A 20,194-nucleotide genomic window follows, 5' to 3' on the forward strand; every position below is an offset into this window, starting at 1 on the left:
CCAGTCAGTCGCGGCTCGCGGGGTTATTGCGTGGTCACCAGCATCACCGCGCTGAGAATCGCGGTGACCCACATCGCCGGCCGGATCGCCTCCAGCCGCCCGGTGCACAGCTTGATGATCACGAAGCTCAGGAAGCCGAAGGCGATCCCCAGGGTGATCGAGTAGGTCAGCGGCATCAGGATGATCGCCAGGAAGGCGGGGAAGGCCTGGTCGAACTTTTCCCACTCGATCTGGCGCACCGGCGCCATCATGAACAGCCCGACCATTACCAGCGCCGGCGCGGTGGCGACCGCCGGCACCAGCGACAGCAGCGGCGAGAGGAACAGGAACGGCAGGAACAGCAGGCCGATGACCACCGCCACCAGCCCGGTGCGCCCGCCCTGGGCCACGCCGGCGCCGGACTCGATGAAGGTCTGGGCGGCGCTGGTGCCCAGCGGCGCGGCGATCATCGAGGCGAAGGCATCGACGGTCATCGAGCGCTTGAGGTTGCGCGGATTGCCGTCCGCGTCCTTGAGATCGGCGGACTCCGCCAGCGCCAGGAAGCACGACAGCGAATCGAAGAAGTTGGTGAACAGCATGACGAAGATGAACGGCAGGTAGGCCACCTTCAGTGCGCCCCAGACATCGACCTGCAGCACCGCGCTGAAGTCCGGCAACGATGCCAGGCCGTTCCACTGCACGACGACCTCGTCGCCCCACAGCCGCCCCATCGGCAGCGCCAGCAGGGTGGTGAAGGCGATGCCCAGGATCAGCGCGCCGTTGAGGCGCAGGATGGTGAAGATCGCCGTGGCCATCATGCCCAGGAAGAAGGTGATCAGCGCCGGATCGAGATCCCCCAACGAGACCAGCGTCGCCGGGTTGGCGACCACGAAGCCGGCGTTCTTGAAGCCGATGAAGGTGATGAACAGCCCGATGCCGCAGGTGATGGCGAAGCGCAGCGAGTCGGGGATCGCCTCGATGATCGCCTTGCGCACATTGAACATCGCCAGCACCGCAAACATCACTCCCGACCAGAACACGCAGCCCAGCGCGGTCTGCCAGGGCAGCCCCGCGCCCTGCACCAGGGTGTAGGTGAACAGCGCGTTCATGCCCATTCCCGGCGCGACGAGGATCGGGTTGCGGGCATAGAGCCCCATCGCCAGGCTGCTCATGAAGCTGATCATCACGGTGGCGGACAGCGCCGCCGAGAAGGGAATCCCGGCATCGCTGAGGATCGCCGGGTTGACGACGATGATGTACATCCCCGCCAGGAAGGTCGCCAGGCCGGCCAGCAGCTCGGTCCTGAGCGTCGAGCCGCGACGCTCGATGTTGAAGTAGCGCACCAGCCAGGGCGTGCGCGGCGAGTCGGAGGGACGAGACGCCTCGAGGGACGCCGAAGTGCCTTGTTGCATGGGTCGGGTTCCATTGTTGTTGTCGATCGGATGCAAGAGCGCCTTACAGCGTATGCGATATTTGACCATTTGGACAAACAAAGACGACAGACTTTCGTATACAAACCCTGGAACCCACGCCGTGGCGACGAGGCGGCATGTCGCCCGGAGAACCCGGCCATCATAAAAAAGGGCGCCCATGTGGGCGCCCAGGAGAGCAAATCGCGTGTCGCGTCAGGGGTTCTGGTCGCTGGGCTGCGGCAGTGCCGGCAGCGACTTGTCGAGCAGCTCGACGCTCTGGCGATAGTAGAGCTGGCTCTTGTCGTGGTCGCCGAGGTTGGCGTAGAGCCGCGCCAGTTCGGCGCACACCACGCCGCTGGGGCGCTGGCGCTGGCTGGCCTCGAAGTACTCCTGCGCCTTGCCCCAGTAGGCGTTGCGCAGCGACAGGCGACCCAGGGTCAGCAGCAGGTCGGGGTCGTTGGGCCGCTCCTGCAGCCATTTCTCGGCATAGGCCAGCTGGCGGCCGGCATCGACGTTGAGCAGGCCGTAGCGCAACACCAGGCGGCTGTCCCAGTGCTCCTTGAGGGTCTGGCGCAGCAGGCGCTCGGCGACGCCCTCTTCCTTGCCGCGAACCAGCGCCTCGGCATACAGGCCGACCAGCTCCACGTCGCCGCGCAGGTAGTCGGGCATCTCCGCCCACAGGTTGCGCACCCGCTCGACATCGCCGGGCCGCCGCGCCGTCTGCAGGATCAGCTCGCGATAGGCGCGCTGCTCCAGGTCGCGGCGCTCGTCGTCGCCAATCAGCTGCTGGCGCGCCAGGCGCGGCATCAGCCGGCGGATGCCGTCCCAGTCGTTGACGCTCAGGTAGGCCTGCTTGAGCAGCTTGAGCACCTGCGGGTGATCGGGCAGCTGCTTCTCCAGGCGCGTCAGGGTGGCCAGCGCCTCCTCGAACTGCTGGCGGTCGAGCCTCAGTTGCGCCTGCACCAGCCCCACGGCGGCATCCGAGCCTTCGGTACTGAAATGGGCCCGCTTGAGCAGGGCATCGGCCTGGTCGTGGCGCCCCTGGTAGTGAGCCGCCAGGGCCGCCGAGAGGTAGTTGACCAGCGGCGTACTGGAGTCGTCGGCGGCCTTGGTCAGGGCCTTTTCGGCGCGCTTCCAGCGGCCCTCGGCGAGCGCCACCAGGCCGCGCACGGTACGACGCATGGCGTTGCGCTGGCGGGTGCGGGTGTTCCACACCTTGAGCCGGCTGACCGGACGCCGCAGGCGCATCAGCAGGCGCAGCACGAAATGCAGCACCACGAACACGGCGAACAGCAGCACCAGGCCGAACCAGAACGAGGTCTGGAAGGAGGTATCACCCACGCGCACCAGCCAGTAGCCGGGCACCGACTGCATCAGCTGGCCGAACAGCGCACCGATCGCCAGGCCGAAGACGACGACGAGAATCAGTTTCCTCATGCCGCGCCGCTCCCGGCGTCATGACGACGCTCCATGAAATCGCGCAGCTTCTGCAGCGAGGCGCTGATGTCCGGCAGTTCCGGGCGAATGGTCTTGTCGCCGAGCGAGCCGAGCTGATCCAGCGCGCTGCTCACGCCCTGGTTGCCGGTGTCGTAGTAGCCCTGAATCAGCGAGCGCGCCTTGTCCAGGCTGGCGCGGTACAGCTTGGGATCGCTCTGCAGCAGGGCCAGCTGGGCCTGCTCGAGCTGGAGACGCACGTTCTGGCGCAGGTAGGACTCCTGCTCCGGCGTGATCAGCGCCTCGAGTGCCTGATCGTGCTTGCGCACCACCACCAGGTCCTTGAGCTCCTTGCCGAAGTGCACCAGTTGCTGCTGCCAGCCGCCCTTCACCGGCGAGGTGTCGCCGGCCTGAGCCGCCTGCTGCTGGATATCCTGTTCCAGCGGCAGCTTGGCCAGCTGCTCCTGCAGCGCCATCAGCGTCAGGTAGACACCGGTGCGGTCGATCTGCGGCACCGAGTTCAGTTCACCGAGCTCCGACTGGATGGCGCGACGCACCGGGGTCAGCGCCGGATTGTCGAGCTGGGCGAGGCGCTTGTCGGCGGTCTGCAGCAGCGAGACGGCGCCCTTCACGTCACGCTCGAGCTGCAGGCGCTGATTGGCCAGGCCCAGCAGGTATTCCACCTCGGCGAAGCGCCACTCGCTGGCGTCGGTCTGCTGCTTGCTGGCCAGCTGGGCCAGCACCTTGTCGAGGGTGGCGTTCATTTCCTGACGGTACTGCTGGAAGTCGTCGCGGATCGCCTGCACGGCCTGGCCGCGCTGGCTGTCGCGCTGCTCGAGCTGGCTGCGCAGATCATCGAGCCCCTGGCGGTTCTGCGACACCTGGTCGAGCGCACTCAGACGCTGCTGCTGTTGCTGAAGCTGCTGCCAGCCCCACCAGCCGCCGACGCCCACACCGGCCGCCAGCACCACCACCAGCGCCAGGGCGATGCCGCCGGCCTTGCCGCCGCTTCCGCCGCCCGAAGACCGCGCAGTACCGCCATTGCCGGTAGGCGGCGGCGTAGCCTTGCCGTTGCCGGCGGTCTTGCCGCTCTCGCCCTTCGCCGGGGTCTGTTTCGCGCCCTGCGATGAGCCGCTGGACTTGCCGCCCGATGCCTTGTCCGCGGCGGCTTTTCCGTTCGAGGCGCTCTTGGCGTTGTTCGTCTTGCCCGCGGCAGACGTGTTCGTCGAGGCCGGCTTCGTCGACGACGACGCGGCGGCCTTGTCGCGACCACGGTCGGACGAGGCCCGCTCGGCCTTGCCATTGCCCGGCGCGGCGGACGTGTCGCCGGACGGCTGGTCACCGCCGGCCGCCGTGTCCTTGCCCCCGCCGGACGGCGAACGCGGTTCGTCCTGATCGTGTTCTTGCTTGCTCATCTGTCGCTAGCCCTTTTCAAGATCATCATGATCGGCGCCATTGAGGTTGCAGACGTCGGCCACGGCGGCTGCCAGCGCGGCCGGCGAGGCGCCTTTCGCCATCACGGGGCGCAGGAAACCCAGGTTGTCGGCCAGTGTAGCCAAACGTCGACTGGAAACGATTAGCGGTTGGTTCAACGCTGCCTTGTGACACCATCCTGCCAGATGTTCGAGCAGTTCGCCGCTGGTCACAACCAGCGCCGCGAAATCCCCCTCGCGCAGTCGTGCCTGCATCGCCGGCTCGGGCGGCCGTAACTCGCGGCGATACAGCGCCAGCCGGGTGACCCGCGCCCCGCGCTGCGACAAGGTGTCGCCCAGGGTGGGCCGACCGCCCTCCCCGGCCGCCAGCAGCACCCGCTGGCCCTCGAGAGAAGCCAGCGAGGGCAGCGCCAGCAGTGCCTCACTGGTAGTGCCCGCCGCGGCCGGCGGCAGGTGGACGCGCACCCCGAGCTCGCGATGCAACACCTCGGCACTGCCGGCGCCGAGGGCATAGAAGCGCGGCCCCAGCGGCAGCTGCGGCCAGTAGCGGTCGAGCCCCTCGGCCAGGCAGCGGGCGGCGAAGGGGCTGACCACGATCACCCGGTCCAAGTTGTCGAAATCGAGCCAGGCCTGGCGGATCGCCGGCGACTCGGGCAACGGCTCCAGGCGCATCGCCTCGAGCTCGAGCGGCTCGGCCCCCCGCGCCTCGAGCGCTCGCGCCAGCGGCACCGCGCGCTCCCCCGGGCGGGTGATCAGCACACGCGGGCGCGCCGCCATCAGGAATCGGCGTCGCCGTAGACCTGGGCCAGGATCTCGCCGGCGCCCAGGTCGAGCAGTTCCTCGGCGATGCGAATGCCCAGGGTCTCGGGCTCGGCGGCCGCGCCACGCCCCTCGGCACGCAGCACCCGGGTGCCGTCCGGCGTGCCCACCAGGGCGCGCAGCCACAGGGTACGGCCGTCATCCTCGAGCACCGCGTGACCGGCGATGGGCACCTGGCAGCCGCCCTCGAGGCGAGTGTTCATGGCCCGCTCGGCGCGCACCCGGGTGGCCGTCTCGGCATGGTCGAGCGGCGTCAGCAGCGCCAGCAGGTCCGGGTCGTTGGTGCGGCATTCGATGCCCAGCGCCCCCTGGCCGCAGGCCGGCAGGCTCACCTCGGGGGGCAGCTCGCGGGTGATCCGCTCGCCGAGCCCCAGCCGACGCAGCCCGGAAGTGGCGAGGATGATGGCGTCGAACTCGCCGGCATCCAGCTTGCCCAGGCGCGTCTGCACATTGCCGCGCAGGTTGTGGATCTCGAGATCGGGACGCGCCTCGCGGACCTGCAGGCCGCGCCGCAGGCTGGAGGTCCCCACGCGGGCGCCCTCGGGCAGGGCGTCGAGGTCGGCATGGTCGTTGGAGACGAAGGCGTCGGTGGGCTCGGCGCCCTCGAGGATCACCGACAGCCCCAGCCCCTCGGGGAAGTGCATCGGCACATCCTTCATCGAGTGCACGGCGATGTCGGCGCGGCCGTCGAGCATGGCGTCTTCCAGTTCCTTGACGAACAGCCCCTTGCCGCCGACCTTGGCCAGCGGCGCGTCGAGGATCTTGTCGCCCCGGGTGGTCATCGCCACCAGCTCGACGTCGAGCCCCGGGTGCAGCGCCTGGAGCCGATCGCGCACATGCTCGGCCTGCCACAGGGCCAACCGGCTCTGGCGTGTGGCGATGCGAAGGGTCTGGATGGCGGGCACGGTGATCTCCCTGAAAGTCGGCATGATTCGGTGGGCAATCCGGCGGTCACGGCGGCACGATCGGGGCCATGCCGCCACCTCGGCCTTGGGTGTCATCATAAAGCAGTCGCGAGACAAGGAAAAATGCGCCGTGGCGAGCGGCCCGTCAACGCCCGCCTATCGCGGCCGAGCAGTCGGGGCGATCGCGGCTGTCGCCAGGCCAGCCCCGAGTCCTGCCTGCCATCCTCGACAGCCCGCGGGGCGCGCTCGCCAGGCGCGCTGACTCTGGTACACTCGGTGCCAGACTTTCACGCAATCAAGCAGGATCGCATCCCCGATGAGTCAGCAGACCAATCAATCCTGGGGGGGGCGCTTCAGCGAACCCACCGACGCCTTCGTCGAGCAGTTCACCGCCTCGGTGAACTTCGATCGCCGCCTCTTCCATCACGACATTCGCGGCTCGATCGCCCACGCGACCATGCTCGCGCGGGTCGGCGTGCTGACCCTCGACGAACGCGACGCGATCATCCAGGGCCTCGGCGAGATCGAGCGCGAGATCGAGGAGGGCGCCTTCCCCTGGTCGGTGGCGCTCGAGGACGTGCACATGAACATCGAGGCACGCCTGACCGAGAAGATCGGCATCACCGGCAAGAAGCTGCACACCGGGCGCTCGCGCAACGACCAGATCGCCACCGACATCCGCCTCTACCTGCGCGACGAGATCGACGCCATCGATGCCGAGCTGGCGCGCCTGCGTGACGGGCTGATCGAGCTGGCCACCCGCGAGGCGGACACCATCATGCCCGGCTTCACCCACCTGCAGACCGCCCAGCCGGTGACCTTCGGCCACCACCTGCTCGCCTGGCAGGAGATGGTGGCCCGCGACCACGAGCGCCTGCGCGACTGCCGCAAGCGGGTCAACGTCATGCCGCTGGGTGCCGCGGCACTGGCCGGCACCACCTACCCCATCGACCGCCACGTCACCGCCGAACTGCTGGGCTTCGAGCGTCCGGCCGAGAATTCGCTGGATGCGGTCTCGGATCGCGACTTCGCCATCGAGTTCGCCGCGCTGGCCAGCCTGCTGCTGATGCACCTGTCGCGGATGAGCGAGGAGCTGGTGCTGTGGACCAGTGCCCAGTTCGACTTCATCGACCTGCCGGATCGCTTCTGCACCGGCAGCTCGATCATGCCGCAGAAGAAGAACCCCGACGTGCCCGAACTGGTACGCGGCAAGAGCGGCCGGGTCTACGGCCACCTGATGAGCCTGCTGACGCTGATGAAGTCGCAGCCGCTGGCCTACAACAAGGACAATCAGGAGGACAAGGAGCCGCTGTTCGACACCCTCGACACCGTCAAGGGCTGCCTGCGCGCCTTCGCCGACATGATTCCGGCGATCGAGGCCCGGGCCGACAGCATGTACGAGGCGGCTCGCCGCGGCTTCTCCACCGCCACCGACCTGGCGGACTACCTGGTGCGCGCCGGCGTGGCCTTCCGCGACGCCCACGAGATCGTCGGCCAGTCGGTGGCCTACGGCATCGAGCAGGGCAAGGACCTCTCCGAGATGACCCTCGACGAGCTGCGCCAGTTCTCGGCGGCGATCGACGAGGATGTCTTCGAGGTGCTGACGCTGGAAGGCTCGGTGGCCGCGCGCAACCACATCGGCGGCACCGCGCCGGATCAGGTGCGTGCCGCCGCCCAGCGCGCCCGCGACGCCCTGAGCGCGCTCATGGAGGCGCGGGCGTGACGGCCCGTCGCCGGCCCGGGGCGCTGCCGGCGCTGCTGCTGGCCGCCGGGGTGCTGGCAGGCTGCGGCCAGAAGGGGCCGCTGTACCACCCCGGCGACGAGCAGGCCGCCCGGCAGTACGACCCGGCGGATGCCTACACCCCGGACGACGCGACCCAGACGCCGGACGCCGCGCCGGACTCCGATGCACCGAGCGAACACAGCGGGACATAAGCAGCATGGATCATTTCGACTACCGTGACGGCCAGCTTCATGGCGAGGACGTGCCGCTGGCGACGATCGCCCAGCGCTTCGGCACGCCCTGCTACGTCTATTCCCGGGCCACGCTGGAGCGCCACTTCCGCGCCTACAGCGAGGCGCTGGCCGGGCACCCGCACCTGATCTGCTACGCGGTGAAGGCCAACTCCAACCTGGCGGTACTCGACGTGCTGGCACGGCTCGGCGCCGGTTTCGACATCGTCTCGGTGGGCGAGCTGGAGCGGGTGCTGGCCGCCGGCGGCGACCCGGCCCGGGTGGTGTTCTCCGGCGTCGCCAAGGAACGCCACGAGATGGCCCGCGCGCTGGAAGTGGGCATCAAGTGCTTCAACGTCGAGTCGCTGCCCGAGCTGGAGCGTCTCGACGAGGTCGCCGGCGAGTGCGGCGCGATCGCGCCGGTGTCGCTGCGCGTCAATCCCGATGTCGACGCCCGCACCCATCCGTACATCTCCACCGGGCTCAAGGCCAACAAGTTCGGCATCCCCGTCGACGACGCGCCGGCGGTCTACGCCCGCGCCGCCGAGCTGCCCAACCTGCGGGTGGTGGGGCTGGACTGCCACATCGGCTCGCAGCTCACCGAGCTCGCCCCCTTCCTCGACGCCCTCGACCGGCTGCTGGTGCTGCTCGAGCGGCTCGAGGCCCAGGGCATCACCATCGAGCATCTCGACCTGGGCGGCGGCCTGGGCGTCCCCTACCAGGGTGAGCAGCCCCCGGCCCCGTTCGACTATGCCCGTGCCCTGCTCGAGCGCCTGGCCACCTGGAAGGAAGGCCGGGACCTGACCCTGCTGTTCGAGCCGGGGCGCTCCATCGCCGCCAACGCCGGCGTGCTGCTGACCCGCATCGAGTACCTCAAGCCCGGCGAGACCAAGCATTTCGCGATCGTCGACGCCGGCATGAACGACCTGATCCGCCCGGCGCTGTACCAGGCCTGGCAGGCGATCCTGCCGGTGGATACCCGGCAGCCGCGCGAGACGGCCATCTACGACGTGGTCGGCCCGGTCTGCGAGACCGGCGACTTCCTGGGCAAGGACCGCGAGCTCGCCGTGGCCCCGGGCGACCTGCTGGCGGTACGCTCCGCCGGGGCCTATGGCTTCGTCATGGCCTCCAACTACAACAGCCGCCCGCGCCCGCCCGAGGTCATGGTCGACGGCGACCGGAGCTATCTGGTGCGGCGCCGCGAGACCCTCGAGGAGCTGTGGGCGGGCGAGGCACGACTGCCGGAGAATCGCTGATGCGGGTGTACTTCACCAAGATGCACGGCCTGGGCAATGACTTCATGGTGGTCGACCTGGTCACCCAGCGGGCACGCTTCGACGCCGAGCAGATCCGCCGGCTCGCCGACCGCCACTTCGGCATCGGCTTCGACCAGCTGCTGCTGGTCGAGCCGCCGCGCAATCCGGAGATGGACTTCCGCTACCGGATCTACAACGCCGACGGCAGCGAGGTGGAGAACTGCGGCAACGGCGCGCGCTGCTTCGCCCGCTTCGTGCGCGACCAGCAGCTGACCCACAAGCACAAGATCCGCGTCGAGACCCTCGGCGGTCCGCTGACGCTGCTGGTCACCGAGGACGAGCGCGTGCAGGTCGACATGGGCGCCCCGCGCTTCGCCCCCGAGGCGCTGCCCTTCACGGCCGACGCCGACCGGGTGCTGCATGCCCTCGAGGTGGACGGCGAGCGTCTCGAGATCGGCGCGGTCTCCATGGGCAATCCCCACGCCGTGCTGCGGGTCGATGACGTCGACAGCGCACCGGTGGCCCGCCTGGGGCCCCGGATCGAGCATCACCCGCACTTCCCGCGCCAGGTCAACGTCGGCTTCATGCAGGTGGCCTCGCGCCACGAGATCCGCCTGCGCGTGCATGAGCGCGGCGCCGGCGAGACCCTGGCCTGTGGCACCGGCGCCTGTGCCGCCGTGGCCAGCGGCATCCGCCAGGGCCTGCTGGAGAGCCCCGTGACGGTACACCTGCCGGGCGGATCGCTGACCATCGAATGGACCGGCGACGAAGCGGCGCCGCTGCTGATGACCGGGCCCGCCGAACGGGTGTTCGACGGCCGCGTGAACCTGCGCTGATCCTGCGCGGCGCACGCCACGCCCTGATTTCCGCGTAACTGACGAGGACGCCACCCATGCCTCCCGCGAAAGCGCCCGAACCCCGGCAGACCCTCGACCCCGAGATGGTGGCGCAGTGGCTGGCCCGCCATCCCGACTTCTTCATCGGCCGCGAGGGCCTGCTGCAGCAGCTCAAGGTGCCGCACCCGGACGCCCGTCACGGCGCCGTCTCGCTGCTCCAGCGGCTGGTGCACGACCTGCGCGAGCGGGCCGAGGGTGCCGAGCGCCATCTCGAGCAGCTGCTCGACTCGGCCCGCCACAACGAGTCGCAGTACCGGCGGACCCGCGAGCTGATCCTGGCGCTGCTCGAGGCCGAGGACAGCGATGCCCTGGGCGAGACCCTGGCCACCCAGCTGGCCGAGCGCTTCCGCACCCAGGCCGTGGCGCTGTGGTGCGCCCCCTCGCTCACCGACTGTGACCCCGCACCGCCGCAGCCGCCGCGCTTCGTGCTCGACGAGGCCAGCGGCGCCCGCCTGGCGGCGCTGCTCGACGGACGGGCCAGCCGCTGCCGGCGCCTCTCGCGCACCGACTGGAAGCGCCTGCTGCCGCACGTCGACCCGCCCTCGCAGGCCGGCTCCTGTGCCGTCACCCGGCTGACGCTGGGCGAGCCGCAGGGCTACCTGATCCTCGCCAGCCATGATGCCGAGCACTTCCGCGCCAGCCTGGACACCCTGTTCACCGAGTACCTCGGCGAGGTCGTCACACGCCTGATGGTGACCCATGCCCGCCCCGACTGACCGCCTGGACGCCGCCGTCGAGGCCTTCCTGCAGACCCTGGCCCAGGAGGCCAGCCCGGCCACGGTGGATGCCTATCGGCGCGACCTGGCGGCGCTGACCGCCTGCGTCCGCGAGGCCGGGCTCGCCGACTGGGCCGAACTGGACCGCGAGCAGGTCCGCCGCTTCCTGGGCCGCGAGCGCGCCCGCGGCCTGGCACCGCGCAGCCTGGCCCGGCGCCGCGCGGCGCTGTCGCGCTTCACCCGCGCCCTGCACGACCAGGGCGTGCTGCACCACGACCCGGTGCGCCTGACGCGCACGCCCCGCGCCCCCGCGTCGCTGCCCCGGCCGCTGGACGTCGACCAGCTGGCGCGGTTTCTCGATACCCCGCACGACGGCTCGCCGCTGGCGTGTCGCGACCAGGCGATGTGCGAGCTGTTCTACTCCAGCGGCCTGCGCCTGGCCGAGCTGGCCGGCCTCGACCTCGACCACCTCGCCGCGCACCGGGTGCGCGTGATCGGCAAGGGCGCCAAGCCCCGCCAGGTCCCGGTGGGCCAGCGCGCCAGCCAGACCCTCGACGCCTGGCTGGCGGCCCGCCCGTCCCTGGCGGCGAGCGGGGAGCCGGCGCTGTTCGTCGGTCGCCGCGGCACCCGCCTGGGCCACCGTGCCATCCAGCAGCGCCTGGCGCGGCTCGCCGTCGAGCGCGGCCTGCCGGAACACCTGCACCCGCATCGCCTGCGCCACTCGTTCGCCAGCCACCTGCTGGAATCCAGCCAGGACCTGCGCGCCGTCCAGGAACTGCTCGGCCACGTCAACCTGTCGACCACCCAGATCTACACCCGGCTGGACTGGCAGCACCTGGCGGGCGTCTACGATGCCGCCCATCCCCGGGCGCGCCGCCGCACGCCGGATACCGACGACTCATAGCCGGACCGCCCCCCAAGGAGCCCCACCGATGCGCCCCATCACCGCTTTGACCTTCGACCTGGACGACACCTTCTGGGACAACGCGCCGGTCATGGCGCGCACCGAGACCGGCCACTACGACTGGCTCCACGAGCGCGTCGGCCATGCCGAGCACTTTCCGCTGGAGGAGTATCAGCGTCGCCGGCTGGCCTTCGCCGCCCGCCACCCCGTGCGCCGCGGCGACTTCACCTGGGTGCGTCGCGAGACGCTGCGCGAGATGCTCGTCGAGTTCGGCCTGGAGGCGGCCGACGCGGCGCACTGGGCCGAGGCCGCCATCGAGCGGATGCTGGCCCTGCGCCACGAGATCGAGGTATTCGAGGAGGTACCGGCGATGCTCGACGCCCTGGGGCAACGCTATCGGCTCGGCGCGATCACCAACGGCAACGTGGACCTGACGCGCCTGGCGATCGGCCGGCATTTCCCGGTGATCATCAACGCCGGCGAGAGCCTGGCGCCCAAGCCCGATGCCCGGCCCTTCCTCGCCGCGCTGGCGCGACTCGGCCCGGTGCCGCCCTCGCAGGGGCTGCATGTCGGCGACTCCTGGCGCGAGGACGTGCTGCCGGCACGACGGCTGGGCATGCGGGTGGCCTGGATCGACAAGGACGACGAGCGCCCGGCGTCGCTGCCCGAGGGCGTGTATCGCCTGGGGCATATCCGCGAGCTGCCGGCGCTGCTGGACGGCCTGGAAGGCTGAGACACCCGCATGGACGGGCATCGGCGTCCGGTCGTGCCGCTCTCAGGCCTCGGCGGTGTCGAGCAGCCAGGCGTCGAGGCGGGCCTCCAGGGTCTCCAGCCCCTGGCGCTTGAGCGACGAGAACAGCTGGATGCTGACCAGATCCTCCCACTCGCGCAGCTGCGAGCGGACCTTGGCCAGCGCGCTCTTCGCCGCCCCGGGCTTGAGCTTGTCGGCCTTGGTCAGCAGGATGTGCACCGGCATGTCCTGCTCGTCGGCCCAGCCCAGCATCATCTCGTCGAACTCGCTGAGCGGGTGGCGCACGTCCATCAGCAGCACCACGCCCTGCAATGAACCGCGCCGCTGCAGGTAGTCGGCCAGGTGGCGCTGCCACTCGCGCTTGACCGCTTCCGGCACCTTGGCATAGCCGTACCCCGGCAGGTCGACCAGCCGGCAGGCCTCGTCGCCGGCAAGGCTGAAGAAGTTGATCAGCTGGGTGCGCCCCGGCGTCCGGGAGGTCCGGGCCAGCGCCTTCTGTCGGGATAGCGTATTGATGGCACTCGACTTGCCGGCGTTGGAGCGGCCGGCGAAGGCCACCTCGCGGCCCTGGTCGGCCGGGCACTGGCCCAGCGTCGGCGCGCTGGTCATGAAACGGGCGGTCTGGTAGTTGAGACGGGTCACGGCTTGCCTCGTCGGGCTGGGCGGAAATCGACTGGACCGGCGATTGTAGCACTCCCTCCGGCGGCTGTGAGCCTCGCACCCGGCTCGCCAAGGCCATCGCCGTTGGCTCTGACGAGGGCGCCGGGGGCAGGTTGGAGAGGGGGTTTTTGGCCATGGATGGCTAAAGTAGCGCCCATGGAGGGGTCTATAGCGCCCCTCGGAAACCTGCCGACGGATCAGCCCGAGTCATGCTGCAGCTATCTACGATTGCCCCACCCGCCGGCCTTGCCGGAACCTCCGCGCCCGCGACGACTCCAACACGCCGACGAATCTGATACCTTTAGACGCATTGCCATCATCGAAAGGAGAGTGGGCGCATGTTGAAACAGTGGATCGCGGCCGTCGCCGGCCTGGGCTTTTCCGCGCTGGTCATGGCCGCGCCCCCGGTGGCCGGCGAGGACTACAAGGTGCTCGACACGCCGGTGGAAACCTCGGTGCCCGACGGCCAGATCGAGGTGACCGAGGTCTTCTGGTACGGCTGCCCGCACTGCTACGCCTTCGAGAAGCCGCTCAACGCCTGGGTCGCCGAGCTGCCCGACGATGTCACCTTCATGCGCGTGCCGGCCACCATGGGCGACACCTGGACGGCCCATGCCCGCGCCTTCTATGCCGCCAAGTCGCTGGGCATCCTCGACAAGGTCCACGACGACTTCTTCGACGCCATCCACAAGGATGGCCGGCACCTGACCGACCCGGAGAAGGTGGCCGAGTTCTTCAGCCACTACGGCGTCACCAAGGACGAGGCGCTCAAGGCGCTCGACTCCTTCGGCGTGAAGAGCGAGCTCAACCAGGCCCATGCGCGGATGCGCGGCTACCAGATCATGGGCGTGCCGGCGCTGATCGTCGACGGCCACTACGTCGTCACGCCGCAGTCCGCCGGCAGCCTGGAAAACATGCCCAGGGTCGCCGACGCGCTGATCGACAAGGTTCGCGAGCAACGCAGCCAGTAAGGGCTTCTTGCGCGACCGGCAAACGAGGTGGGCGTTTCCGGCGCCCGCCCAATCGGGAGTCTGGAAATGACCGCCAAGCCATGACACAGGTGCACGCCTTCCACGCCGGCCCCACCGCGACGCTGCGCCTGCTGACCTTCAACCTGCAGGTGGGCATCTCGACGTCGGCCTATCATCACTACCTGACGCGCAGCTGGCAGCACCTGCTGCCTCACCCCCGGCGTCAGCGCCGGCTCGACCTGATGAGCGAGGTGCTCAAGGGCTATGACATCGTCGGCCTGCAGGAGGCCGATGGCGGCAGCTTTCGCTCGGGCAACGTCAATCAGGTGGACTACCTGGCGCAGCACGCCGGCTTCCCCCATCACTACCAGCAGCTCAACCGCAACCTGGGCCGCTTCGCCCAGCACAGCAACGGCCTGCTGTCGCGCCTGGCGCCCGCCCACATCGAGGAGCACCGCCTGCCGGGCACCCTGCCCGGTCGTGGCGCCCTGCACGCCCGCTACGGCGACGGCCCGGACGCCCTGCACATCTTCATCGCCCACCTGGCGCTCAGCCATCGCGGCCGGGTACGCCAGCTCGACTACCTGAGCGAGGTGGTCGCGCCGCTCAGGCACGTGGTGGTGATGGGCGATCTCAACTGCACCCCCGAGCAGCTCCACAGCCACTCGCGCTTCTGCAGCGCCCTGCCGCTGCGCCCGGTTCGCACCTTATTGAGTTATCCTTCCTGGCAGCCACGCCGGGCACTGGATCACATCCTGCTGTCGTCGTCGCTGGAGGCGGACAACCTGCAGGTCCTCGACCAGCTGTTCTCCGACCACCTCCCCCTGGCCATCGACATCCACCTGCCGCCCCGTTGTCAGCAGGCGCTGGGCCTCCCGTCGGACCGATGAGTCCTTGCCGCCGGCCCTGCCCCGGGCACGGCTGAGCGTCGGTCCGGCGGCCCGGCGTTCCGGCGTTCCGGCGTGGCCGTCACGCCGCCGCTCAAGTTAACGGCCGGCGTGTCGATACCACAGCAACCGACAAACATCGCCACGCAAGCGAGGGTTCCATGAATCGAGGTCCGTCCCTGCCAGCCCCGCTGGCCTGGATCGACGCCATCACCGAACGGCTGGGCAAGGCGCTCGCCTGGCTGGTCATGGCGATGATGCTGATCCAGTTCCTGATAGTCGTGCTGCGCTATCTCTTCAACTTCAACAGCATCCCCATGCAGGAATCGGTGATGTACATGCACGCCACTCTCTTCCTGCTCGCCGCCGGCTACACGCTCAAGCATGACGGGCATGTGCGGGTGGATATCTTCTATCGCACCTTCTCGCCGCGAAAGCAGGCCTGGGTCGACCTGCTCGGCACCCTGCTGCTGCTGCTGCCGTTCATGGTCTTCGTGATCGCCACCAGCCTGGGTTATGTGGGCAAGTCCTGGGCGATTCTCGAGGGCTCGCCGGATACCGGCGGCATCCACGGGGTCTTCCTGCTCAAGACGCTGATCCCGCTGTTCGCCGGCCTGATGATCCTGCAGGGCATCGGCGAGGTCATTCGCAAGAGCCTAATCATCGGCGGCCGACTGCCGCCGCAGGAAGGCCACGACCATGCCGAGGAGCGCCTCTGATGCTGGAATTCATGCCACTGGTGCTCTTCGCGCTGATCTGCCTGGTGCTGATGGCCGGCTTCCCGGTCGCCCTGACGCTGGCCGGCACCTCGCTGGCCTTCGCCGGGGTGGGCATGGGCCTGCAGTCGCTGGGTATCGACGCCAACTTCGATGCCAGCTTCCTGGCGGCCTTCCCCAACCGCCTCTTCGGCACCATGACCAACCAGACGCTGCTCGCCGTGCCGCTGTTCGTTCTCATGGGCGTGCTGCTGGAAAAGTCCAAGGTCGCCGAGACCCTGCTCGACGCCATGGCGCTGCTGTTCGGCTCGCTGCGCGGCGGCCTGGGCATCTCGGTGACGATCGTCGGCATGCTGCTGGCCGCCTCCACCGGCATCGTCGGCGCCACCGTGGTGACCATGGGCCTGCTGTCGTTGCCGACCATGCTCAAGCGCGGCTACAGCCAGTCGCTGGCCACCGGCACGATCTGCGCCACCGGCACCCTGGGCCAGATCATCCCGCCGTCGATCGCCCTGGTGCTGCTCGGCGACGTGCTTTCCTCCGCCTACCAGCAGGCCCAGCTGTCGATGGGCATCTGGAGTCCCAAGACCGTCTCGGTGGGCGACCTGTTCATCGGCGCGCTGATCCCCGGGCTGATCCTGGTGGTGCTGTACATCGCCTACGTGGCGTTCATCGCCTGGCTCAAGCCCGAGTCCGCCCCGCCGGCCGATCGGCGCGAACTGATGAACGAGCTCGGCCATCAGGGCGGGCTGACCACGCTGCTGCTCAAGGGGCTGGTGCCGCCGCTGGCGCTGATCGTCGCCGTGCTCGGCTCGATCCTCGGCGGCTTCGCCACGCCCACCGAGGCCTCGGCGGTGGGCGCCTTCGGCGCGCTGGTACTGGCGCTGGCCTACCGCAAGCTGGATCGCGCCACGCTCACCGACGTGGTACGCGCGACCACCCACGTCACCACCATGGTGTTCTTGATCCTGGTGGGCGCGGCGCTGTTCTCGCTGGTCTTTCGTGCCTACGGCGGCGAGGCGCTGGTCAAGGACATCTTCAACGACATGCCCGGCGGGGTGGTGGGCGCGACATTCATCGTCATGCTGGTGATCTTCTTCCTGGGCTTCATCCTCGACTTCATCGAGATCACCTTCGTGGTGGTGCCGATCGTCGGCCCGGTGCTGCTGGCCATGGGCCTCGACCCGGTGTGGCTGGGCATCATGATCGCCATCAACCTGCAGACCTCCTTCCTGACACCCCCCTTCGGCTTCGCGCTGTTCTATCTGCGTGGCGTGGCCCCGGAGTCGGTGCCCACCACGGCGATCTACCGCGGCGTGATCCCGTTCATCGTGCTGCAGGTCGCCATGCTCATCGCGCTGTCCTTCATTCCCGAGCTGGCCACCTGGCTGCCGGCACAGTTCAGGTAGGCGTTGAAGGATTCCGGGACAGCCCGGGTCGGGTGAACGTCCTGCCCCGCGCCGGCCGGCGCGGGGCTCGCGTCACCCGCTCAGCCCACCATCATCGCGCTGACCAGCCGCACGCCGTCGATCATCGGCGCCGGATAGATCCCCAGCACGATCACCAGCACCGCCACGACCAGCACCATCAGCCCGCCGGCCTGGACCGCCCAGTCCTCGGGGGCGTCGCGGCGCTGCATGCCGGCCTCGGCCAGGTACAGGGTGACCATCACCCGCAGGTAGTAGAACAGGCCGATGGCGCTGCCCGCGATCACCGCGCCGACCAGCCACCAGCGGCCGGCCTCGACGCCCAGCGCGACGATGTAGAACTTGCCGATGAAGCCGGCGGTGAAGGGAATGCCCGCCATCGACAGCATGGTGATGGTCAGCACCGCCGTCAGGTAGGGGCGCCGCCAGAACAGCCCGCGATAGTGGTGCAGCGCCGCCGCGTCCGAGCCGCCGTAGGGGCTCGAGATCAGCGTCACCACGCCGAAGGCCCCCAGGGTGGTGAGCATGTAGGTGACCAGATAGACCCCGGTGGCCTCCACGGAAAGGCCGTCGCCGATCACCAGCGCGGTCAGCAGGTAGCCGAAGTGGGCGATCGACGAATAGCCCAGCAGCCGCTTGAGGTTGGACTGGGTCAGTGCCAGCAGGTTGCCCACCAGCATGGTGAGCACGGCGAGCACCGCCAGCACCTCGTGCAGGGCACTGGCCTGGAAGGCCGGCGAGGCCATCACCAGGCGCAGCAGCACGGTGAACACCGCCACCTTGCTGGCGGTTGCCAGGAAGGTGGCGGCCGGCCCCGGGCCGCCCTCGTAGACGTCCGGCGTCCACATGTGGAAGGGCACCACCGACAGCTTGAAGCCTAGGCCGATGATCATCATCGCGGCCCCCGCCAGCCCCCAGACACCGATGTCATCGCCGAGCGCGGAGGTCAGGCCGGCAAAGTCCAGGTGGCCGGTCTCGGCGAACAGCAGGGCCATGCCGAACAGCAGGAAGGCGGTCGCCGCCGCCGACAGCACCAGGTACTTGATCCCCGCCTCCAGCGAACGGCGCTCCCGGTAGATATAGGCGAGCATCCCGTAGAGCGGCATGGACACCAGCTCCAGGCCGAAGAACAGCGTCGCCAGGTGGGTGCTGGCCGACAGCACCAGCCCGCCCGCCGTGGCACACAGCAGCAGCAGGTAGAACTCCTCGCGCGGGCCGTCGTAATGGACCAGGTAGGCGTGCGCCAGGGTGGTGCAGGCCAGTGCCGCGATCAGGATCAGCGCCGCCGAGAACAGCGCCAGGCCATCGATGGCCAGCAGCGGCGTGGTCAGCGGCGCCATGAACCACACCCCGATCAGCGCCAGCAGGGCCAGGTTGAGCCCCACCGCGGTGAAGGTGGCGATGCCGGTATGGTGGCGCCGCCAGGCGATCGCCAGCATCACCCCGATGGCCGTGGCGCAGACCAGGATCAGCGGCATCAGCGCCAGCAGTTGCGTCGCGGTCAACGTCATGGGGCCCCCGTCAGCAGAAGAGTGGTCGACTGTGAAACGACACCGAACAGGCGCTGCACTTCGCCCATGGCCGCGCCCGTGGTATCCAGCAGGGGCTGGGGATAGAGCCCGAACAGCAGGACCAGGCCCACCAGCGACAGCATCATCAGGTATTCGCGCCGATCCAGGTCGGCAAACACGCCCTCGCCCTGGGCCGGGCCGAAGTACACGCGCTGCATCAGCAGCAGCGAGTAGACGGCCGCCAGCACGAAGCCGAAGCTGGCGACCGCCACGAAACCGGGCGCCACCGGGAAGCTGCCGAACAGGATCAGGAACTCGCCGAGGAAGTTGGCGGTGCCCGGCATGCCCAGCGAGGCGGCGACGAAACACAGCGAGAAGCCCGGCAGGCTGCCCAGGCGCCCCCAGAGCCCGCCCATCTGACGCATGTCACGCGTGCTCAGGCGCTCGTAGAGCTGACCGCTGAGGATGAACAGTCCGGCCGCCGAGAAGGCGTGGGCCACCATCATCACCACCACGCCCTGCAGCGCCAGCTCGGTGCCGGCGTAGATGCCGATCAGCACGAAGCCCATGTGGGCAATGCTGGTATAGGCGATCAGCCGCTTCATGTCCTGCTGGCCGCAGGCCAGGATCGCGCCGTAGAAGATGCCGATCACCCCCAGGGTCATCGCCACCGGGGCGAACGCCTGGGAGGCCTCGGGGAACAGCGGCAGGGCGAAGCGCAGCATGCCGTAGGCCGCGGTCTTGAGCAGGATCCCCGCCAGGTCGACGCTGCCGGCGGTGGGTGCCTGGGCATGGGCGTCGGGCAGCCAGCCGTGCACCGGTACCACCGGCAGCTTGACGGCGAAGGCGACGAAGAAGCCCAGCATCAGCCACATCGCCGTGCTCTCCGACAGCGAGGTCTGCATCAGGGTGGCGTAATCGAAGGAATACTCGCCGGTATTGGCGTGGTGGACGAACACCAGCCCGAGGATCGACACCAGCATCAGCAGCCCGCTGGCCTGGGTGTAGATGAAGAACTTGGTCGCCGCGCGGATGCGGGTCCGCCCTTCCGAACCGCTGTGCCCCCACAGCGCGATCAGGAAGTACATCGGTACCAGCATCATTTCCCAGAAGAAGAAGAACAGAAACAGGTCGATCGACAGGAACACCCCGACCACGCCGCCGAGGATCCACAGCAGGTTGAGGTGGAAGAAGCCGACCCGCTTGACGATCTCGTTCCAGGAACACAGCACGGCGAGCATGCCCAGGAAACCGGTCAGGGCGATCAGCACCAGCGACAGGCCGTCGAGCGCCAGGTGCACGTCGATGCCGAAGCGCGGAATCCACGGCATGCGCCACTCCATCGACCAGCGTACCGCCTCGCTGGCCGTGCCGGCGTTGGCCAGGTGGTATTCCCCCTGGAACCACAGCCCCAGCGTGATCAGCAGTTCGATCAGCATCGTCCCCAGGGCGATCCAGCGAGGGGGCATGGGGCCGAAGCGTTCGGCCTGCCAGCACAGCAAGCCCCCGATGAAGGGGATCAGGATCAGCCAGAGCAGCGTCATAAGCGGTGGATTCCCTGTCG

19 protein-coding genes are annotated in these 20,194 nt (G+C 69.1%); 11 read left to right on the top strand and 8 right to left on the bottom strand.

Annotated features, from left to right (window positions below; translation table 11 throughout):
- Positions 1–23 precede the first annotated feature (23 nt).
- From KGQ91_RS03220 to hemC, 5 genes are all read right to left on the bottom strand, one after another.
- Positions 24–1,391, bottom strand: a complete 1,368-nt coding sequence (locus tag KGQ91_RS03220) for an NCS2 family permease (RefSeq protein WP_224416309.1) — start codon at positions 1,389–1,391, stop codon at positions 24–26.
- Positions 1,392–1,604: 213 nt separating this feature from the next.
- Positions 1,605–2,828 (bottom strand): heme biosynthesis HemY N-terminal domain-containing protein, encoded by a 1,224-nt coding sequence (locus KGQ91_RS03225; RefSeq protein ID WP_224420241.1) that lies wholly within the window; start codon positions 2,826–2,828, stop codon positions 1,605–1,607.
- Positions 2,825–4,240, bottom strand: a complete 1,416-nt coding sequence (locus KGQ91_RS03230; RefSeq protein WP_224420242.1) for a uroporphyrinogen-III C-methyltransferase — start codon at positions 4,238–4,240, stop codon at positions 2,825–2,827. The genes KGQ91_RS03225 and KGQ91_RS03230 overlap by 4 nt, the downstream gene beginning before the upstream one ends.
- Positions 4,241–4,246: 6 nt before the next feature.
- Positions 4,247–5,035: a uroporphyrinogen-III synthase gene (locus KGQ91_RS03235; RefSeq protein ID WP_224420243.1), complete on the bottom strand. Its 789-nt coding sequence runs from the start codon at positions 5,033–5,035 to the stop codon at positions 4,247–4,249.
- On the bottom strand, positions 5,035–6,006 hold the full coding sequence (gene hemC, locus KGQ91_RS03240) for a hydroxymethylbilane synthase (protein ID WP_263478936.1): 972 nt from the start codon (positions 6,004–6,006) through the stop codon (positions 5,035–5,037). The genes KGQ91_RS03235 and hemC overlap by 1 nt, the downstream gene beginning before the upstream one ends.
- Before the next feature lie 292 nt (positions 6,007–6,298).
- Between hemC and argH the strand changes: the two genes are divergently transcribed.
- The 7 genes from argH to KGQ91_RS03275 are packed head-to-tail and all read left to right on the top strand — an operon-like array spanning position 6,299 to position 12,440.
- On the top strand, positions 6,299–7,705 hold the full coding sequence (argH, locus tag KGQ91_RS03245; protein ID WP_224420244.1) for an argininosuccinate lyase: 1,407 nt from the start codon (positions 6,299–6,301) through the stop codon (positions 7,703–7,705).
- A complete protein-coding gene (gene lptM / locus KGQ91_RS03250) occupies positions 7,702–7,917 on the top strand; it encodes an LPS translocon maturation chaperone LptM (protein WP_163649676.1) in 216 nt (71 codons plus the stop codon). The genes argH and lptM overlap by 4 nt, the downstream gene beginning before the upstream one ends.
- 5 nt (positions 7,918–7,922) lie before the next feature.
- Positions 7,923–9,191 (top strand): diaminopimelate decarboxylase, encoded by a 1,269-nt coding sequence (gene lysA / locus KGQ91_RS03255; RefSeq protein ID WP_163649675.1) that lies wholly within the window; start codon positions 7,923–7,925, stop codon positions 9,189–9,191.
- A complete protein-coding gene (gene dapF / locus KGQ91_RS03260; protein WP_224416304.1) occupies positions 9,191–10,027 on the top strand; it encodes a diaminopimelate epimerase in 837 nt (278 codons plus the stop codon). The genes lysA and dapF overlap by 1 nt, the downstream gene beginning before the upstream one ends.
- 56 nt (positions 10,028–10,083) lie before the next feature.
- A complete protein-coding gene (locus KGQ91_RS03265; RefSeq protein ID WP_224416303.1) occupies positions 10,084–10,803 on the top strand; it encodes a DUF484 family protein in 720 nt (239 codons plus the stop codon).
- Complete coding sequence (locus tag KGQ91_RS03270; RefSeq protein ID WP_224420245.1) at positions 10,787–11,707, top strand: tyrosine recombinase XerC; 921 nt, start codon at positions 10,787–10,789, stop codon at positions 11,705–11,707. The genes KGQ91_RS03265 and KGQ91_RS03270 overlap by 17 nt, the downstream gene beginning before the upstream one ends.
- Before the next feature lie 28 nt (positions 11,708–11,735).
- Complete coding sequence (locus KGQ91_RS03275) at positions 11,736–12,440, top strand: HAD family hydrolase (protein WP_224420246.1); 705 nt, start codon at positions 11,736–11,738, stop codon at positions 12,438–12,440.
- A 42-nt stretch (positions 12,441–12,482) separates the two neighbouring features.
- Here the strand turns inward: KGQ91_RS03275 and yihA are convergent, their stop codons facing one another.
- Positions 12,483–13,067 carry a ribosome biogenesis GTP-binding protein YihA/YsxC gene (yihA, locus tag KGQ91_RS03280; RefSeq protein WP_224421368.1) on the bottom strand — a complete coding sequence of 195 codons (585 nt, stop codon included), beginning with the start codon at positions 13,065–13,067 and terminating at the stop codon, positions 12,483–12,485.
- A 389-nt stretch (positions 13,068–13,456) separates the two neighbouring features.
- On the opposite strand from yihA, the gene KGQ91_RS03285 reads away from it, so the two are divergent.
- From KGQ91_RS03285 to KGQ91_RS03300, 4 genes are all read left to right on the top strand, one after another.
- The gene (locus tag KGQ91_RS03285) at positions 13,457–14,089 is read left to right on the top strand and encodes a thiol:disulfide interchange protein DsbA/DsbL (protein ID WP_224416299.1); all 633 of its coding nucleotides are present in this window, start codon (positions 13,457–13,459) and stop codon (positions 14,087–14,089) included.
- 80 nt (positions 14,090–14,169) lie between these two features.
- Complete coding sequence (locus KGQ91_RS03290; RefSeq protein WP_224416298.1) at positions 14,170–14,979, top strand: endonuclease/exonuclease/phosphatase family protein; 810 nt, start codon at positions 14,170–14,172, stop codon at positions 14,977–14,979.
- A gap of 158 nt (positions 14,980–15,137) precedes the next feature.
- Positions 15,138–15,695: a TRAP transporter small permease subunit gene (locus tag KGQ91_RS03295; protein ID WP_224416297.1), complete on the top strand. Its 558-nt coding sequence runs from the start codon at positions 15,138–15,140 to the stop codon at positions 15,693–15,695.
- Positions 15,695–17,101, top strand: a complete 1,407-nt coding sequence (locus KGQ91_RS03300) for a TRAP transporter large permease (protein WP_224416296.1) — start codon at positions 15,695–15,697, stop codon at positions 17,099–17,101. Before KGQ91_RS03295 ends, KGQ91_RS03300 begins: the two co-directional genes overlap by 1 nt.
- Positions 17,102–17,181: 80 nt before the next feature.
- Here KGQ91_RS03300 and nuoN read toward each other — a convergent pair whose 3' ends face one another.
- Positions 17,182–18,630 carry an NADH-quinone oxidoreductase subunit NuoN gene (gene nuoN / locus KGQ91_RS03305; protein WP_224416295.1) on the bottom strand — a complete coding sequence of 483 codons (1,449 nt, stop codon included), beginning with the start codon at positions 18,628–18,630 and terminating at the stop codon, positions 17,182–17,184.
- Positions 18,627–20,174, bottom strand: a complete 1,548-nt coding sequence (nuoM, locus tag KGQ91_RS03310) for an NADH-quinone oxidoreductase subunit M (protein WP_224416294.1) — start codon at positions 20,172–20,174, stop codon at positions 18,627–18,629. Before nuoM ends, nuoN begins: the two co-directional genes overlap by 4 nt.
- Positions 20,175–20,194: the final 20 nt, after the last annotated feature.

It is taken from the genome of Modicisalibacter tunisiensis, from assembly GCF_020148005.1.
GTDB classification, from domain to species: domain Bacteria; phylum Pseudomonadota; class Gammaproteobacteria; order Pseudomonadales; family Halomonadaceae; genus Modicisalibacter; species Modicisalibacter tunisiensis.

What these genes read in the sequence shown, in the direction of transcription:
- KGQ91_RS03220 (WP_224416309.1), bottom strand. Translation starts at nt 1,391, where the DNA reads ATGCAACAAGGCACTTCGGCGTCCCTCGAGGCGTCTCGTCCCTCCGAC.
- KGQ91_RS03225 (WP_224420241.1), bottom strand. Translation starts at nt 2,828, where the DNA reads ATGAGGAAACTGATTCTCGTCGTCGTCTTCGGCCTGGCGATCGGTGCG.
- KGQ91_RS03230 (WP_224420242.1), bottom strand. Translation starts at nt 4,240, where the DNA reads ATGAGCAAGCAAGAACACGATCAGGACGAACCGCGTTCGCCGTCCGGC.
- KGQ91_RS03235 (WP_224420243.1), bottom strand. Translation starts at nt 5,035, where the DNA reads ATGGCGGCGCGCCCGCGTGTGCTGATCACCCGCCCGGGGGAGCGCGCG.
- hemC (WP_263478936.1), bottom strand. Translation starts at nt 6,006, where the DNA reads ATGCCGACTTTCAGGGAGATCACCGTGCCCGCCATCCAGACCCTTCGC.
- argH (WP_224420244.1), top strand. Translation starts at nt 6,299, where the DNA reads ATGAGTCAGCAGACCAATCAATCCTGGGGGGGGCGCTTCAGCGAACCC.
- lysA (WP_163649675.1), top strand. Translation starts at nt 7,923, where the DNA reads ATGGATCATTTCGACTACCGTGACGGCCAGCTTCATGGCGAGGACGTG.
- dapF (WP_224416304.1), top strand. Translation starts at nt 9,191, where the DNA reads ATGCGGGTGTACTTCACCAAGATGCACGGCCTGGGCAATGACTTCATG.
- KGQ91_RS03265 (WP_224416303.1), top strand. Translation starts at nt 10,084, where the DNA reads ATGCCTCCCGCGAAAGCGCCCGAACCCCGGCAGACCCTCGACCCCGAG.
- KGQ91_RS03270 (WP_224420245.1), top strand. Translation starts at nt 10,787, where the DNA reads ATGCCCGCCCCGACTGACCGCCTGGACGCCGCCGTCGAGGCCTTCCTG.
- KGQ91_RS03275 (WP_224420246.1), top strand. Translation starts at nt 11,736, where the DNA reads ATGCGCCCCATCACCGCTTTGACCTTCGACCTGGACGACACCTTCTGG.
- yihA (WP_224421368.1), bottom strand. Translation starts at nt 13,067, where the DNA reads ATGACCAGCGCGCCGACGCTGGGCCAGTGCCCGGCCGACCAGGGCCGC.
- KGQ91_RS03285 (WP_224416299.1), top strand. Translation starts at nt 13,457, where the DNA reads ATGTTGAAACAGTGGATCGCGGCCGTCGCCGGCCTGGGCTTTTCCGCG.
- KGQ91_RS03290 (WP_224416298.1), top strand. Translation starts at nt 14,170, where the DNA reads ATGACACAGGTGCACGCCTTCCACGCCGGCCCCACCGCGACGCTGCGC.
- KGQ91_RS03295 (WP_224416297.1), top strand. Translation starts at nt 15,138, where the DNA reads ATGAATCGAGGTCCGTCCCTGCCAGCCCCGCTGGCCTGGATCGACGCC.
- KGQ91_RS03300 (WP_224416296.1), top strand. Translation starts at nt 15,695, where the DNA reads ATGCTGGAATTCATGCCACTGGTGCTCTTCGCGCTGATCTGCCTGGTG.
- nuoN (WP_224416295.1), bottom strand. Translation starts at nt 18,630, where the DNA reads ATGACGTTGACCGCGACGCAACTGCTGGCGCTGATGCCGCTGATCCTG.
- nuoM (WP_224416294.1), bottom strand. Translation starts at nt 20,174, where the DNA reads ATGACGCTGCTCTGGCTGATCCTGATCCCCTTCATCGGGGGCTTGCTG.